The organism is Paenibacillus silviterrae (genome assembly GCF_030167925.1).
GTDB classification, from domain to species: domain Bacteria; phylum Bacillota; class Bacilli; order Paenibacillales; family NBRC-103111; genus Paenibacillus_G; species Paenibacillus_G silviterrae.
Genome location: NZ_JASKUT010000001.1, coordinates 2,566,437 through 2,582,585 on the forward strand (window position 1 = coordinate 2,566,437; position 16,149 = coordinate 2,582,585).

Sequence of the window (16,149 nt, forward strand, 5' to 3'; positions counted from 1 at the left end):
CGGGAAATTTATCTATACGCGGCTGCACACTGAAAAAAGAGGCAAGCCCATGGCCTGCCCCTCTCGCTTATCTTATTTCTTCCCGGTGGAAGTCACCAGCTTATACCCGACTCCGCGAATCGACTCAATCTGTACCGACTCCTGATTCATCTCCAGCTTCTTGCGCAAAGAGCTGACATGCACGTCGACCGTACGCTGGCCTCCGATATAATCGAAGCCCCAAACGATGTTCATCAGGTCGTCCCTCGTCACTACGACACCCGGACGCTGCACCAGATAGAGCAGCACCTCGAATTCCTTCGGACGCAGCGGAATCGAATCCCCGTTCAGCAGCACCTCATACTTTTCCGGATAAATGTGCAAATCTCCCGCCGTAATAACCTTCTCAGCGCTCAAATTTTTCTCCTGCAGCTGTTCCTCGCTCATCGTTCGCCGCAGCACTGCAGACACCCTCGCCAGCAGCTCCGCCACACCGAACGGCTTGGTAATATAGTCATCGGCACCGTACTTCAAGCCCTGAACGACTTCGTCCTCTGCGTTGCGAGCCGTTAAGATAATGACCGGCGTTTTGTTGCCCTTCTGGCGAAGCTTGGACAAAATCTCGAACCCGTTCATACCCGGGAGCATAATATCCAAAAAAATGAGATCGAACTGCTGCTGTAATGCGACCTGCAAACCTTCGCTGCCATGGTCGACCACTAGGGTGTCATACCCTTCCTGAGACAAATTGTAGGACAGCAATCGAGCTATTGTAGGTTCATCTTCGATAACCAAAATTTTTTGCTGCATGGGAACCCCCAACCAATTTCATGGACTGACAAACTCATCATAGCATGAATTCGCCTATAAATTAACATGTTTGAATATTTTTCATATTTAATGCAGCACCGGAAGCTCAATGATGAACTTCGAGCCCATCCCTACTTCACTTTCCACCCGGATTGTGCCCTTGTGCAGCTCGACCAGATGCTTCACAATGGACAGCCCTAAGCCGGTGCCTCCTGAGCTTCTTGACCTGGCTTTATCCACTCTATAGAAGCGCTCGAAGATGCGCGGCAAATCCTTCTTCGGAATGCCTATCCCCGTATCGGCTATCGTCAGCTTTAATTTTTCTCCCTCCGAGCCTGCAACGATGCCATCGAGCAGCTCTACCTTGACCTTCACTTTTCCGCCCTCCGGCGTGTAGTTGATTCCGTTGGACAGCAAGTTGATCAAGATTTGGCGAAGGCGATCCTCATCGGCCTCCATGTAAGCATCCTGGGGCACCTGCATCTCCAGCTCGATGTGCTTCTTCTTCGCCTCCGCATTCATGACATGAACGCAGTTCGCAATGAACGAATTCAAGTGCACCGGTGAAAAATGCAGCGGAATCCGCTTCGACTCAATCTTCGACAGCTCCAGTATGTCTCCGATCAGGCGGTTTAACCGCTCACTTTCATCGAAGATGATTTGCAGGAACGATTTGGCCGTTTCCTTATCATTCAATGCCCCCGCCAGCAGCGTCTCGGCGAAGCCCTTCACCGCGGCGATCGGCGTCTTCAGCTCATGGGAGACGTTCGCCACGAACTCCGAACGCATCCGCTCCAGCCTGCGCATCGCCGTCGTATCGTGCAGCACGATAAGCACGCCTGCCCATTCATCATCCGTTTGCAGAATCGGGTTGAGATGAATGTCAAGTATCCGTTCGCTCGGGAAATAAAAAATCATTTCATCCCGGATATGCTCTCTGGTTTCGAAGCATTCCTGAATCATTTGAGTGAACTCAAACTGCTGCTTCGCTTCATCAAATTTCTTGCCGAGCAGCTCCTGCGAGGAGAAGCCGAGGAATTCCTCCGCCGACCGGTTCAGCAGAACGATGCGTTCCTCCTTGTCGATCATCATGACCCCGCTGTTCATATTCTCCAATACGCTGCTAAGGCGTCCTTCATTTTCCGTAATCCGGTTCATCTGCAGCTGCAGGCTGTCTGCCATCCGGTTCAATGCCATTCCCAGCTGCCCGATCTCATCCTTTTTCGGGAAATGAACTCTCGCCTTGTAATTTCTATTCGTTATTTGCTGGGCTACCCGCGTAATCATTTCGATAGGTCTGGTAATCCCATAGGCTAAGCGGTAGCTGATCAAACCGGCAATGACAAAAACGATAATCAAGCCGGCAAGCAGCACCGACCATAAATGCCGGATGGAATTTTCAACGTCCTCGAGACTCATCGCGAGTCGAAGAAAGCCCTGCGTCACAGCCCCTTCCTTGACGGGTACCACCACATACAGCATGTTGCGTCCTACCGTCTGGGAGTACCGGGTGGCGATCCCGGTACCGTACTTTTCCGCATCGATCACTTCTTGGCGGCTGAGATGGTTGTCCATATTCCCCGGATCGTAATCCGATTCGCCGAGCACCTTGCCATCCGCACGGATGTAGGTGATGCGGGCATCCGCCGAATTTCGCAGCTGCATCGCCTGCCCCGTGTAATAACGGGTTAATTCGGCGTCCGTGCCGCTTCGCTTCCAATCCACTGTCACCTGCAAAATGTGAAGCTCTCTCAGCATATTTGTCTTTAATGCCTCAATATGAGAATCCTGCATCAGCTTGGCCATAAACAAACCTGCCGTAAGCACTGAGCATCCGATCAGGACAATAAACATCAGCGTCAGCCTGGCGCGAAACTTATTCATGCTGCATTCCTCCGGATAGTAGGAGCCATTCGCCCCTATGAAACGTTTTACACAATATCGTACCCCTAATCCAAGGGAAGCGCTAGTTATTTTTTTGTAAAGATAAACAGGAAAGACCCCCTATCCGAAGATAAGAGGTCCGGCTTCCTATGACTTATTTAAAAACCGGCTCCTTGAACTGAGTCAGCTTCTCCAAGGAGTTTTTCTCTACTTCCGCATGCAGGCTGTTGCCGTGGGAATCCATCGTCACGATGGCTGCAAAGCCTTCGGTTTGCAGGTGCCACATCGCTTCCGGAATCCCGAATTCCATAAAATCAACGCCTTCCACCTTCTTGAAGCACTCGGCATAATATTGCGCTGCTCCGCCGATGGCGTTCAAGTAGACGGCTCCATGCTCCTGGAGCGCCTTCAACGTCTTTGGCCCCATACCGCCCTTACCGATCACCGCACGAATGCCGAACTTCTTGATGATATCGCCTTGGTAAGGCTCCTCGCGGATACTGGTCGTCGGCCCTGCGGCCTTCACAACCCAATTGCCCTCGGCATCCTTCGCCATAACGGGACCGCAATGGTAGATGACCGATCCGTTCAGATCTACCGGGGAGTCGTGGTCCATCAAGTACTTGTGCAGCGCGTCGCGGCCCGTATGCATCGGTCCGTTAATAATGACGACATCGCCTACCTTCAGCTGACGGATTTGCTCCTCGGAGATCGGCGTGTTGAGTACGAACTCGCGGCGCTCTGCGGTCGAGTCGGCAGCCGCTGCAGCCGGCTCGTCTTGCTTCATCGGCAGGTCGGTTCCGCTTGTGTTCACCCACTCGTTGATCTCGCCGGTATTGGCGTCGATGAGAACGCCTTGACGGCGGAACGCCCAGCAATTGTAAGCTACGGAAACGAAGAAGCTCGCCGGCAGACGGTTCATCACGCCGACCTTACAGCCGAGCAGAGACACTTGACCGCCGAAGCCCATCGTACCGATGCCAAGCTGATTTGCATTTTCCATTACATAGTCTTCGAGCTTGCGCAGATCTTCGTTCGGATTCACATCATCGACCTTACGGAACAGCTGCTGCTTCGCAAGCTCATACCCGCTGGTGCGGTCGCCGCCGATGCCTACGCCAATGAAGCCGGCGCTGCAGCCTTGCCCTTGTGCCTGATATACCGCGTGCATAATGCACTTGCGGATACCGTCGAGATCACGGCCTGCCTTGCCGACCCCTTCCAGCTCAGCCGGGAGGCTGTACTGGATGTTCTTGTTCTCGCAGCCGCCGCCCTTGAGGATCAGCTTCACTTCAATTTCATCGCGCTCCCATTGCTCGAAGTGAATGACCGGTGTGCCCGGGCCCAGGTTGTTGCCGCTGTTCTCTCCTGTGAGCGAATCCACGGAATTCGGACGAAGCTTGCTGTCCTTCGTCGCCTGCGCAATCGCTTCAAGAATTTGTTTCTTCATCACGATCTGGTTTGCACCCACAGGAGTGTGTATAATGAAAGTCGGCATCCCCGTATCCTGACAGATCGGAGATACATTACATTCCGCCATATGGATGTTGTTAGCAATCGTCGACAGCGACAGAGCGGAGCGAGTTCCCTCGTCCTCCTTCTGGCGGGCGGCTTGAATCGCCTCGCGGACATCGGCCGGGAGGTTCGTGGAGGTTTCCACAATGAGCTTATAAATACTATCTTGGAAGTGCTGCATGGTCTGTGAAGACTCCTTTCCGAATATGCAAAAGCCTGAATAATAGCTTAAGAGTACATATCTATATCATATCATAATCGGACTTGGACCAAAACTATGAGTTTCAGGAAGGAGGAACCGCGTTGAACAAGCTATGGAAGCAAGCTCTTGTCCTGCTGGCGCTTGTGCTCAGCCTTACATTTCCTGCGTGGAACGAGGCCAGAAGCAGCACCATGTACGAGGATCAGGTAGCCGTCCTGATGTATCACCACGTAAGTGACGAAGCAACGAGCAGCAGCACCATTACCACGAAGCTGTTTCACGATCAGCTGGCCTTTCTGCAAAGCAAAGGCTATCATTTCATTACACTGCAAGAGTTTAAGAGTTACATGCAAGGAGCATCCGTACCGGCCAATGCCGTTTTGGTTACCTTCGACGACGGTTATGAAAGCTACTATACGAACGCGTATCCTATCTTGAAAAAGCTTCAAATCCCGGCCGTCAATTTCGTCATTTCCGGCGATCTGGACAACCCGAACGAAAGCAATATTCCTTTTTTATCGAGGGACCATATCCGTACTATGACGCGTGAGACCGACTTCATTGACCTTCAATGCCATACCGATGCGCTCCATTACAAGCTGGAGGACAATAACGCAGCCCTTGTCGGCCGCTTCCTGACGGACGGGGTCCGCGAAACCGAGGAGCAGTATAAGCAGCGCATTCTTGCCGACACCAAAGCATGCATAAGCAAGGTCAGTGAGCTCTATCCCGCTCCCGTCGATACATTCGCGTACCCTTTCGGCATCAACGACGAGCTATCACGCGGGCTGCTGAAGCAAGCCGGCATCCGTTATGCTTTCACCATTGTGCCGGAGATGGCAAGCCGCGCTGCGGACCCGATGCGGATTCCCCGGATCAACGGCGGACATCCGTCGATTAGCCCTGAGGGACTGCACGCTTCCATTCTTTACCGTGTGATCGCCAAAGGAGCTTCGGTGGAGCAGGTGCCCGTAGAGGAGGCGCTTCGCCAGCTGGGCGGCCAGGCAACGGTTCACCCGAGCGGCCGTGTCGAGCTGTCCTACGGCAATCGCCGATGGGAAGGGAACGTCCGCGAGTCGGAGCTCGTTTCGCCTCTTGACGGCGTCATCCGGCTGCAGCAGCCGCTGATGCTTCGCAGCAGCAAGCTGTACATGGGGCTGAAGGATTTGGAGCAAGCAATCGGGACACAAATCGTGTATAATCCTTCTGTACCGAGCTTCGCCGTTCGACAAACTCCGACTGTGAAGCAATAATTCATAATAGGAATGATGTCCCCATGACTATGGAAAGTCACTTTTTTGCTTATTTGTACCGGCTGCGCTATATCGAGCGCTGGAGCCTTATGCGTAACGTGCTTAAGGAGAATGTCGCCGAGCATTCGTTTCATGTAGCTATTCTCACTCACGTTCTCTGTTCTATTGCGAATGAAGTATACGGCAAGCAGATCCCTACGGACCGTGTAGTCAGCATGGCGCTGTTTCATGATGCTACCGAGGTGTTCACCGGCGATATCCCGACTCCGGTCAAGCATCACAATCAGAAGATCCTGGCGAACTTCCGCGAGATCGAGCATATGGCCGCAGAGCGCCTGCTCGATATGATTCCGGAGCCGCTGCGCAGTGTATACACGCCGCTGATCGATACCAAGACGGAAGCGGATGCGGATTTGAAAAAATACGTCAAGGCCGCCGACACACTAGATGCCTATTTAAAATGCGTGACGGAGCTTTCTGCGGGCAATCGCGAGTTCGCCATCGCAAAAAAACAAATCGAGCAAGCCATCGAAGAGATGGACATGCCCGAAATGAAATACTTCCTGGAACATTTGGCGCCAAGCCTGGAAAAGACGCTTGACGAGCTTTAAAGGTAGTTAGGGAATTTCATTAATGTTACGGTGACAAAAACCAAAATAGCCAGAACCAGGCTCAGCGAACGAATTGCACCTAGCTGGCCTGCAATCTTGCTGCCCGAGACATCCGCTAAGGCTTGTCTCATTTTTTTGCCCATAATACCGCTTACAGCGCCGATGGCCAGCAGCAATACTACGGCAAGCACCATCCAGAGCACGGAGTAGCTTCCTTTACCCACCATATAACCACCGGTCAGAAAAGCAAGGATAAGCGCAAATTGACCGGCCCGGTTAAAGCCCGACAGCACATTCAGGAAGCCATATTGCGCCGATCCCGAAAGACTCGCCAGCTTCCCGGATAAGAAAGGCATGACCAGGTACGCCCCCATAAGAATGGCGCTCAAAACGTGTAAATAAAGCAGAAACTGAAACATCATTAAACCCTCCTATAAAACATGCCATACTGACTATAGTATAGCGGATGATTTTACCAAGAAGCAAATAAAACCCGCGCCCGGTCACAGAATTGTAACCTGAGGTCGCGGGTTTGCTTTATTATCCGTGAGGGTGAAGCGGTTTTCCCGACCTCTCCGCTCTGCGGTCCCTCCATTTGGCCAAAATAACGAACAGCGAGGGCACTACGATCAAGGTCAGCAGGGTCGAATACAGCAGCCCGGATATAATAGTAATTCCCATAGGGCGCCACAGGTTCCCCCCCATAATCGTCATGGGCAGCAGCCCCCCGATAGCCGTCGCCATGGTAAGGAGAATCGGCCGAAGTCTTGCCTTTCCTGCTTCCGCTACAGCCTCATACAGCGGCAGTCCTCTCTCTCTTGCCTGTTCGATGAACTCGATCAGAATGATGCCGTTTCGAACGACGATACCCGCCAGACTCACCAGCCCCATCAAGGCCATGAAGCCGATCGGTGAGTTGGTAAGATACAGACCGATTACCGCTCCCCCGGCTGCCAAATACACCGTGGACAGAATCAGCAGCGGGATGGAGAGCGAATAGAACTGCATAACCATAATGATATAAATCAATAGGATGACAATAATCGAGAGCTTGCCTATGGCCGCAAACGCATCGTTGCGCTCTTCATTCTCTCCCCCGAAATCAATCGTGTAGCCGGACGGCGGAGGATTGACCGCAAGCTCGGCCTGAAGCTCCTTTACAATGTCATCGGCAAGCCGCCCTTCCGTATAGCTTCGGATGGTAATTGTCCTTGTCTGATCACGATGATGAATCGACTTGAGCATCGACGTGCTCCGAATATCCGCAAGCTGCTGCACCTGCACGGTGCTTCCGCCTTGGCCAGGCACATACATTTGCTTCATCGTCGTAATCGGATCCGTTCCGTTCCCCAGCTGCTTGGCGTAGAGCGTTACATCAATCGGATCCTCCCCTTGCTGCAGCTCGGTAACCTCCAGTCCGTCCGTGGCCATTCGCAGTGTCATGGATAAATCCTTCTCTGTGACGCCGTATTGGCGAAGCTTAGCCGGGTCTGGAGCTACCTCATAGGTATCCATCTCTTTCCCTACATCGTCCGATACGCTAACCGTACCCGGTATTTTCTTCAGCATGTCTTGTATGCTTGTGGAAAGCGTGCGCAGCTGCGTAAGATCACTTCCGCTGATCCGAACCGCGATGGGCGCCCCAACGGGGGGACCCTGCTCAAGCTCCCGCGGCGTGATTTCAACATCCCCCGGGAACATGCTTTCCAGCTGCTCCCTCCAGTAGGCGATGACCTCTTTGGTATGAAGCTGCTTGGTATCGATTTTGACAAACAGCTGCCCGATGTTCGTACTCGTCCTATCTGTCTCAGAATAATAAAACTTCGGGGACGTTCTTCCTGCGTAGGCTGAAACGAACTTGACACCCGGCTGCTGCTCTACCCATGCGGCTGCCTTATGCACGACATATTCCGTTTCGGCGAAAATTTGGCCCGTCGGCAGCTCGATATCGATCAGCATCTGATCCTTCTCCGCCGGAGGAAAATATTGCGCGCCTAAGAAAGGAAGCAAACCGAAAGCACTGGTGCCGAGCAGTAAGGCAACGATCCCGGTCAGCAGCGGCCTCCGGAGGAAGCGGTGAATTTGCTTGCCGTAAAAATGACTGAGCTTCTGAATCGGCTTGCCCAGCCATCCTGGCTCCGTCTTGATCGCTGGAGAGGCTGTGTTTGCCCCTCCGTGCTTGCGCTGCCTTCGTTCCCCGACCCACTGGCGGAAAATCGGGATAATCGTCAGAGACATCGCCATGGAGGCGGCCAGCGTCAACGAAATGACGACCGGCAAAGGCCGGATGAAGCTGCCGATATTCCCCTTCAGGAAGAACAAGGGAAGGAACGCAGCCGCTGTTGCAATGGTAGCCGTTAAGATGGATATGGCTACGTCCTTACTGCCTTCCAGTGACGCTACGTCGACCGAATCACCGAGATCCAGCCGCCGCTGAATGTTATCGTTCACGACGATGGCATCGTCGACGAGAATTCCGAGGACAATCACAATCGCCACGATAGTGATTTGATTAAGATCGATCCCCATCATCTCTACAGGAATGAAACCCACTGTAATGGAGATCGGAATGGCCATAGCTACGATCAGCGCCGTACCGAACGGCAGGCCCATCGAGCAGACGATGATGACCGCCAAGATGCCGATCAGCAGCTCCTTCCCGAGCTCACGGAATAAATGATCCAGGCTTTCCTTTTGCGTAAAGAGGGATTCCAGTGTAACGTGCTCCGGCAGCTCCCCGCCCAGCTGGGCGACCTTGCCGTCGATTCGTCTTTGCAGCGCCGGGATATCGGCTCCCTTCTCCGCGTTAATGACCAGATCCAAAGCCGGCTTGCCGTTGTGAAGAATGGAAGCCTCTCTCTCTTTAGGCCGAAGCTTCACCTCGGCGACATCTTTGACCTTGAGCCTCATCCCGCCAGGCAAGCCGACCAAATCCGTATTGGCGATATCCTCCGCAGTCTTCCACTCACCGCCGAGGTTTACATAATACTGCTTGCTGCCCTTATCGATAGAACCGAGCGGTACCCGCTCCTGCTTGGTTTGCAGCGATTGCGCTACAATCCCCCAAGGAAGGCGGAACGCATTGAGCTTCTCGGTATCCAGCGTTACCGCTACCTCCTGTTCGGGAAGTCCTACGATTTCGACGTTGCTGACGCCAGCCAGGGTGGACAGCTGCTTCTTCCACAGCTCCATGGTCGGTCGTAGCGGCTCCAGCTCCTCCGGACGCTCCACTACAAAATGAAGGATCTGCTCAGCAATTTTGCCCAGATCATCATTAACGACAGGCTGCTGGGCTCCGTCAGGCAGCTCGCTGACCGCAGCCTGCACCTTCTGGCGAAGTGTGTCCCATGCCCGCTTAATATCCGTATCGGGATTCACCTCGACCTGAATGACGGATACGTTCGCTGCGGAAGTCGATGTGATCAGGGAAACGTCGCTCATTTCCTTGATTTTCTCCTCCAAGGGACGAGTTACGTATTGCTCGACCTTCTCGGGAGATGCCCCCGGATAAATCGTACGTACAAGAGCAACCGTAAGATCGATCTCCGGGTTCTCACGCTGCTTGAGCGTGCCGATATTGACAACCCCAAGCAGCACCGCCATAAAGAAGAAGAGCAGTGTTACTTTGCGATACTTCAACAGCTTCGTAATCATTGCCGGCTGGCACCTTCCTCCGGTAAGCAGTTGATGTTTATACCAATCAGCACCTTGGTCATTTCGTCAATGGACTCGAGACCTGCTCCCTTCTCGATAAACCAATGATAGGCGACCATTTCCACCATGCCGATTTTTGCGTAAGCCGTCATCTCGAGCTGCTGGTCCGTATAATTCGGATATGCTTTGAACTTACGGAACGTTGCTTGAATCAGAGCAGCCATTTTCCCATAAAAATGTCTTGAAATATCCTGGATTTCCGGCGATGCCGCACCTATCCGGTTCAGCATGCTGACTATCATCCGATTGTGGTAGTACACCGTCAAGGCTTTGTGTATCGTCCGGTACAGGATCGTATTCTCCGGTGAAAGAACGGACTCCCCTTCCGCATTCGCGGCGAGCGCCATGGCAATCTCATCCAGACAACCCTCGGCAACACTTCGGAACAAGTCCTCTTTGCTCTTAAAATATAAGTAAAAGGTTCCCTGCGCCATCCCGGCTTCCTTCACAATATTGGATACCTTCGTCCCGTGGTATCCTTGCTCTTCGAAGAGCTTCATTGCGGCTTCGATAATCCGCTCTCTTTTGTCATCCCCAGGCATCGCTGATAAACACCCTCCATTGCCGCTAAATAGCAAATATGACTGACGAGTCAGTCATATTGTATGTTACCATATCCTGTCTTGTATTTTCAAGAACTCTGTAAGGGTGGGCCCCCTACACATTCCTTTTTGAATCTAGACGTCATTTGGTTCTATATGTCGGGGCCTATCATTTGTGAACAGCACATTTCTGCAATAATACAACTTTTTTCCATGATTTGTATCAATTATGATAAGATTTCTGCCTATATACAACATCCCAGCACCAGATGCCTTGTACCGAGCCAATATGAGTCCTCAAAGATGCCTATTCTCACAAATCTCGTTCTGAGCCTCGCTTGGGCTCGTGGATTTCTGCACATTGGCAGCTTTGCACTCTTCACCGCTTCGCAGTCGTACGTTCACACGAACTAATAAGAATAGCTTCTATCGAAGCCCTCTCGGGGGTCGTACATTCGTGAGCAAGAGGAAGCTTTTCTTGAAACATTAGAATCCTTGAGCTCCGCTCAAAACTTATAAATTCTAATGTTATAAAAAAACAGCCCCGGCCCATTGACCGAGACTGCTCTTTGTGTTCCAGGGAATTAGCCTTGAACGATTTTGATTACATTGCGTACGGAATCCGCGGATTTATCAAGCGCCGCTTTCTCTTCCGGAAGCAGCTCAAGCTCGAATATTTTCTCGATCCCGTTGCCTCCAAGCAAGGTAGGGACGCCCATGAACAGATTGTCATAGCCGTATTCGCCTTCCAGCAAAGCTATCGAAGGAATGATGCGTTTCTTATCCTTAAGGATCGCTTCCGTCATTTGTACCAGGGAAGCGGCCGGTGCGTAGTACGCGGAACCGTTCCCGAGCAGATTGACGATCTCGCCGCCGCCTGTACGTGTACGCTGTACGATCGCTTCGATTCGCTCAGCCGGGATTAGCTTCTCAATAGGAATGCCGCCTACATTGGAGTAACGGACGAGCGGAACCATGTCGTCGCCGTGACCGCCAAGCACGAAGCCGCGAACGTCCTCAACGGATACATTCAGCTCTTGCGCGATGAAAGTACAGTAACGCGCCGTGTCCAGGACACCGGATTGACCGATGACGCGATTTTTAGGGAATCCGAGTGCTTCAAAGGCAACGTAAGTCATGGCATCCACTGGGTTCGATAGGATGATTACGATGGAGTTAGGACTGGTTCTCTTCACATTCTCACAAACGGATTTCACAATGCCTGCGTTCGTGTTCACGAGATCGTCGCGGCTCATGCCGGGCTTACGGGCGATCCCCGCTGTGATAATCACGATATCGGAATTCGCGGAATCATCATAGCTTGAAGTACCGATGATGTTTGCGTCAAAGCCTTGCACCGGGGATGCTTCGAGCATATCGAGCGCTTTCCCCTTCGTCGGGTTTTCCAATTGCGGGATATCGAGCAGAACGATGTCGCCAAGCTCCTTCTGAGCCAGCATCAGAGCAGTGGTTGCACCGGTAAATCCTGCACCTACAACAGTAATCTTCTTACGTTGAATAGCCATGATCCGGTTAGCCTCCTGAATTAGAGTAGGGGCGCTATAAGCGCCCCATTAAATTAGAAGTTAGCGATGATTTGGTTAGCGAACTCGGAGCATTTCACTTCGGTTGCGCCTTCCATCAAGCGAGCGAAGTCATAAGTAACTGTCTTGTTATTGATCGCTTTTTCCATCCCTTTGTAGATCAGCTCAGCTGCTTCCAGCCAGCCGAGGTGCTCCAGCATCATAACGCCGGACAGGATAACGGAACCAGGGTTAACTACGTCCAAACCTGCATACTTCGGAGCTGTACCATGTGTTGCTTCGAAGATCGCATGACCGGTTACATAGTTAATATTTGCTCCCGGCGCGATTCCAATACCTCCAACTTGTGCAGCAAGGGCATCGGACAAGTAGTCGCCGTTCAGGTTCAGGGTAGCGATAACGTCAAAATCTGTAGGACGAGTCAATACTTGCTGCAATGCAATGTCAGCGATAGCGTCCTTAACGATGATTTTGCCTTCCGCTTCAGCAGCCTTTTGAGCCGCATTAGCAGCATCCGTGCCTTGTTCTTCCTTGATCTTGTCGTATTGAGCCCAAGTGAAGGTTTTGTCGCCGAACTCTTGCTCAGCCAGCTCATAACCCCAGTTTTTGAACGCACCTTCAGTGAACTTCATGATATTTCCTTTGTGAACCAAGGTAACGCTCTTGCGGTTGTGTGCGATGGCGTACTCGATTGCGGAACGGATCAAACGCTTGGAGCCTTCGGAGGATACAGGCTTAATACCGATACCGGAAGTCTCAGGGAAGCGGATCTTCTTCACGCCCATCTCGTTTTGCAGGAAGGAGATGACTTTCTTCACTTCATCGGAGCCTGCAGCCCACTCGATACCGGCGTAGATGTCCTCTGTGTTCTCACGGAAAATAACCATGTCAACCAGCTCAGGGCGCTTTACAGGGGAAGGAACACCCTTGAAGTAACGAACCGGACGGGAGCAAACGTACAGATCCAGCTCTTGGCGAAGCGCAACGTTGAGGGAACGGATACCGCCGCCGATTGGCGTAGTCAATGGACCCTTGATAGCAACGATGTACTCGCGGATAGCCGTCAGTGTGTCGCTCGGAAGCCAGTTGTTGAATTTGTTGAAGGCTTTCTCGCCGGCAAACACTTCGTACCAGGCGATTTTCTTTTGGCCGTTGTAGGCTTTCTCTACCGCTGCATCAAGAACGCGCTTGGAAGCAGCCCAGATGTCAGGACCTGTGCCGTCACCTTCGATGAAAGGAATGATCGGGTTATTAGGAACGTTCAGTTTTCCGTTAGTAATCGTGATTTTTTCGCCTTCAGTTGGCGCTGCATAATTTTCGAATTGTGCCATGGGTATGTATTGCCTCCTCAGTAATATATGGTTCATTACAAAATTGAACGGGAGCCGCGGCGCTGCCGCTGACGGCGCGCGACGCAGCAACCCGTTGGTTGCCTTTTACCTATTGGTTCCGGTAATAACAAGCGCTCGAATTAGCGCTTCTCAATCGGAACGTAAGCTTGATGAGCAGGGCCCGTATATTCCGCACGAGGACGGATCAGACGGTTGTTCTCATACTGCTCAAGGATATGAGCCGTCCAGCCGGAGGTACGGCTGATCGCAAAGATCGGCGTGAACAGATCACGCGGGATTTCAAGGGATGTGTATACGGAAGCGGAGTAGAAGTCTACGTTTGGCTTCAGACCCTTTTGTCCGGTTACGAGCTCTTCGATCTTGATGGACATGTTGTACCAGTTCAGGTTACCGGTCAGCTTGCCCAGCTCATGGGACATCTTCTGCAGATGCTTGGCGCGAGGGTCGCCGTTCTTGTAAACGCGGTGACCGAAGCCCATAATCTTTTCTTTGTTGGCGAGCTTCTCGTTGATGTAGCTTTCAGCTTTATCGAAAGTTCCGATTTCTTCCAGCATCGCCATAACGGCTTCGTTGGCGCCGCCGTGAAGCGGTCCCTTCAAAGCCCCGATAGCGGAGGTTACGCCGGAGTAAATATCGGAAAGTGTTGCTACGGTTACGCGGGCTGCGAAGGTGGAAGCATTCAGCTCATGGTCAGCGTGAAGCACGAGCGCCTTGTCCAAAGCTTCGATGGCGATCTTCTCCGGATCCTTGCCTGTAAGCATATAAAGGAAGTTCTCGGCAATGGTTGCGTTCGCTTTAGGTGCAATCGGCTCTTTGCCTTCGCGGATGCGCGAGAATGCAGCTACGATCGTAGTGATCTGAGCTTGCAGCTTGATGGCTTTGCGGAGGTTGGCTTCCGGTGTCATATCATTAGCTTCCGCATCATACAGAGCCAAAGAAGAAACGGCAGAACGAAGAGCTGCCATTGTATTTACATCTTTAGGATATGTTTTGATTTGCTCGAGTACTTGAGCGGGAACCTGTGCATGGTTGCTCAAGTCTTGAAGCAATTGGTTCAGCTCGGAGCGATTAGGCAGCTTGCCGTACCATAGCAAATATACGACCTCTTCGAATGTAGCGTTCTCCGCCAAGTCATCTATGTTGATGCCCCGATACGTAAGCACGCCGTCTATGATGGAGCTAATGGAGGACGTTGTGGCTACGATCCCTTCCAAACCTTTGGTGGCTGTCAAGATAATCTCTCCTTTTGCAGTCAATTTCACATATGTTAATAATAAAGTATTTACCAAGTAAAGTGAACAAATTTAGACATAAAAGTTCATTATCAGCACCATAACCAAAATTTTAATCGATGTAATTTCGGTGATGCAATTCGCATCGATCCGTTAAGCGATCCGTTTCGGCCCCTCTAGAAGCTTTTTCTAGATGGATCTAAATTATACTCTATCCTCCCATCCAAACGCAAAAACACCCCTCGATCAATGAGGGGCCTGCGTTTGTTCCTCCGTCACGTCAGCCTTGCCTGCCACTTCCACGGAAGCGACTTCTTTTCTAAGCGTCTCCGTTACCTCTTCCACGGTTTCATATTCTTTCTTATAAACCTTTACATCGCCTGTAACCACCGCATGCTTCAGAACCTCGAGACGCTCTTCTTTAACAGGGATGCGAATCGTTTTGGATTCAGCCTCCGGGCCTGTTCCTTCCTTGGTTTCAATCACAATCTCTTCCCTGACCACCGGCACCTTTACCGTTTGTTCTTCCTCGATGCGTTCGCGATGCACGTGAACCTCCCCCGTCTTCACGCGCTCCTTATCCACGTGCAGCCGCTCCTCGCGCAGCACCATTTTACCCTCTTCAGCCTTATCCTGCGTTTCATTCGCGTGCACTTCCTTCGGTGCAATCACACGGATAACTACCCCAAGCACACTGCCTGCTATGGCGCCTACGATGACTCCTGCAAGAGTAACCCACATCATATTCACCGTGCCGTAAGTGCCGACGAAAAAGCCGATGACACCCCCTGCTACCGCACCAGCGGCCAATCCGAAGCCAAGTCTGCGATCCATTTTGCCGTGCCTCCCTTTTTGTTAACCAAACACCCCCGGCCAACAGCCGGAGGTGTCGAGAATAAAGCTGTTTAATTATCGAATTTCTTCGGCGTCAACATCTTCCACTACAGTGCTGTCGCCTTCCACTTCCACTCTTGCCTCTTCCCTGCGAACGGTATCCGTAACGGCTTGTGTCTCTTGAACGGTACGCTTATGCATCGCTACTTCGCCCGTCACTACCGTATGCTTGTCCACATGGACGCGGTCTTCGCTGACCGGAATCCGGATCGTTTCCTCCCGGCCGATCGGCTCATCCGATGCTTCCGCGTCGAAGCTTCTTCTTTCAATCACCACTTCTTCATGGCTTACCGGCACGTGGACCGTTTTTTGTTCCGCGATGACATCCTTGTGCAGCTTCACTTCGCCCGTCTGCACGCGATCCTTCGAGATATCCAGCTCTTCCTGACGAAGCTGCACGGCTGCTTCGCGATCCTCATCCCTTACCTCGTGATTTTCCTTCTTCTCATCATCAAAAATGTTAAATAAATCTGCCATGATGACTCGACCTCCAAGCGTAGTGGATTTGGTGTCACGTAGACTAAGGTAACCCTTTTTGGTGTCCCTTATTCTAACCAAACATATACTGCATGAAGTCCCATCGCTTTTTTGGTAAAATAGGAATATTGCATACAACT

Annotated in this window: 13 protein-coding genes; 2 read left to right on the forward strand and 11 right to left on the reverse strand. The window is 51.8% G+C overall.

The annotated features are described in order from the left end of the window. Positions 1-72: 72 nt before the first annotated feature. The 3 genes from QMO62_RS11655 to QMO62_RS11665 all read right to left on the reverse strand — a co-directional run bounded on the left by QMO62_RS11655 (position 73) and on the right by QMO62_RS11665 (position 4,369). Positions 73-789 carry a response regulator transcription factor gene (locus QMO62_RS11655; protein ID WP_284641127.1) on the reverse strand — a complete coding sequence of 239 codons (717 nt, stop codon included), beginning with the start codon at positions 787-789 and terminating at the stop codon, positions 73-75. An 87-nt stretch (positions 790-876) separates the two neighbouring features. Beyond that, entirely contained in the window at positions 877-2,673 is a 1,797-nt protein-coding gene (gene pnpS, locus QMO62_RS11660) for a two-component system histidine kinase PnpS (protein ID WP_284641128.1), read from the reverse strand. Between the two features lie 154 nt (positions 2,674-2,827). Further along, positions 2,828-4,369: a fumarate hydratase gene (locus QMO62_RS11665; protein ID WP_284641129.1), complete on the reverse strand. Its 1,542-nt coding sequence runs from the start codon at positions 4,367-4,369 to the stop codon at positions 2,828-2,830. 122 nt (positions 4,370-4,491) lie between these two features. On the opposite strand from QMO62_RS11665, the gene QMO62_RS11670 reads away from it, so the two are divergent. After that, positions 4,492-5,643 (forward strand): polysaccharide deacetylase family protein, encoded by a 1,152-nt coding sequence (locus tag QMO62_RS11670; RefSeq protein ID WP_284641130.1) that lies wholly within the window; start codon positions 4,492-4,494, stop codon positions 5,641-5,643. 29 nt (positions 5,644-5,672) lie between these two features. After that, complete coding sequence (gene yfbR / locus QMO62_RS11675) at positions 5,673-6,254, forward strand: 5'-deoxynucleotidase (RefSeq protein ID WP_284644927.1); 582 nt, start codon at positions 5,673-5,675, stop codon at positions 6,252-6,254. Here yfbR and QMO62_RS11680 read toward each other — a convergent pair. From QMO62_RS11680 to QMO62_RS11715, 8 genes are all read right to left on the reverse strand, one after another. Next, positions 6,251-6,676 carry a hypothetical protein gene (locus QMO62_RS11680; protein WP_284641131.1) on the reverse strand — a complete coding sequence of 142 codons (426 nt, stop codon included), beginning with the start codon at positions 6,674-6,676 and terminating at the stop codon, positions 6,251-6,253. The genes yfbR and QMO62_RS11680 overlap by 4 nt on opposite strands. 118 nt (positions 6,677-6,794) lie before the next feature. Next, a complete protein-coding gene (locus QMO62_RS11685; RefSeq protein WP_284641132.1) occupies positions 6,795-9,908 on the reverse strand; it encodes an efflux RND transporter permease subunit in 3,114 nt (1,037 codons plus the stop codon). Continuing rightward, positions 9,905-10,510, reverse strand: a complete 606-nt coding sequence (locus tag QMO62_RS11690; RefSeq protein WP_284641133.1) for a TetR/AcrR family transcriptional regulator — start codon at positions 10,508-10,510, stop codon at positions 9,905-9,907. Before QMO62_RS11690 ends, QMO62_RS11685 begins: the two co-directional genes overlap by 4 nt. 584 nt (positions 10,511-11,094) lie before the next feature. Next, positions 11,095-12,036: a malate dehydrogenase gene (mdh, locus tag QMO62_RS11695; protein ID WP_284641134.1), complete on the reverse strand. Its 942-nt coding sequence runs from the start codon at positions 12,034-12,036 to the stop codon at positions 11,095-11,097. 53 nt (positions 12,037-12,089) lie between these two features. Continuing rightward, a complete protein-coding gene (gene icd / locus QMO62_RS11700; RefSeq protein WP_284641135.1) occupies positions 12,090-13,385 on the reverse strand; it encodes an NADP-dependent isocitrate dehydrogenase in 1,296 nt (431 codons plus the stop codon). Positions 13,386-13,525: 140 nt separating this feature from the next. Beyond that, positions 13,526-14,638 (reverse strand): citrate synthase, encoded by a 1,113-nt coding sequence (gene citZ / locus QMO62_RS11705; RefSeq protein ID WP_284641136.1) that lies wholly within the window; start codon positions 14,636-14,638, stop codon positions 13,526-13,528. 246 nt (positions 14,639-14,884) lie between these two features. Beyond that, complete coding sequence (locus QMO62_RS11710; RefSeq protein ID WP_284641137.1) at positions 14,885-15,472, reverse strand: YsnF/AvaK domain-containing protein; 588 nt, start codon at positions 15,470-15,472, stop codon at positions 14,885-14,887. 75 nt (positions 15,473-15,547) lie between these two features. Next, the gene (locus QMO62_RS11715) at positions 15,548-16,009 is read right to left on the reverse strand and encodes a YsnF/AvaK domain-containing protein (protein WP_284641138.1); all 462 of its coding nucleotides are present in this window, start codon (positions 16,007-16,009) and stop codon (positions 15,548-15,550) included. Positions 16,010-16,149 lie beyond the last annotated feature (140 nt).

Bases quoted from the DNA above. Each gene is read 5' to 3' on its own strand.
- QMO62_RS11685 (WP_284641132.1), bottom strand. From the start codon at position 9,908: ATGATTACGAAGCTGTTGAAGTATCGCAAAGTAACACTGCTCTTCTTC.
- QMO62_RS11665 (WP_284641129.1), bottom strand. From the start codon at position 4,369: ATGCAGCACTTCCAAGATAGTATTTATAAGCTCATTGTGGAAACCTCC.
- yfbR (WP_284644927.1), top strand. From the start codon at position 5,673: ATGGAAAGTCACTTTTTTGCTTATTTGTACCGGCTGCGCTATATCGAG.
- QMO62_RS11690 (WP_284641133.1), bottom strand. From the start codon at position 10,510: ATGCCTGGGGATGACAAAAGAGAGCGGATTATCGAAGCCGCAATGAAG.
- mdh (WP_284641134.1), bottom strand. From the start codon at position 12,036: ATGGCTATTCAACGTAAGAAGATTACTGTTGTAGGTGCAGGATTTACC.
- QMO62_RS11655 (WP_284641127.1), bottom strand. From the start codon at position 789: ATGCAGCAAAAAATTTTGGTTATCGAAGATGAACCTACAATAGCTCGA.
- QMO62_RS11680 (WP_284641131.1), bottom strand. From the start codon at position 6,676: ATGATGTTTCAGTTTCTGCTTTATTTACACGTTTTGAGCGCCATTCTT.
- QMO62_RS11715 (WP_284641138.1), bottom strand. From the start codon at position 16,009: ATGGCAGATTTATTTAACATTTTTGATGATGAGAAGAAGGAAAATCAC.
- QMO62_RS11710 (WP_284641137.1), bottom strand. From the start codon at position 15,472: ATGGATCGCAGACTTGGCTTCGGATTGGCCGCTGGTGCGGTAGCAGGG.
- icd (WP_284641135.1), bottom strand. From the start codon at position 13,385: ATGGCACAATTCGAAAATTATGCAGCGCCAACTGAAGGCGAAAAAATC.
- pnpS (WP_284641128.1), bottom strand. From the start codon at position 2,673: ATGAATAAGTTTCGCGCCAGGCTGACGCTGATGTTTATTGTCCTGATC.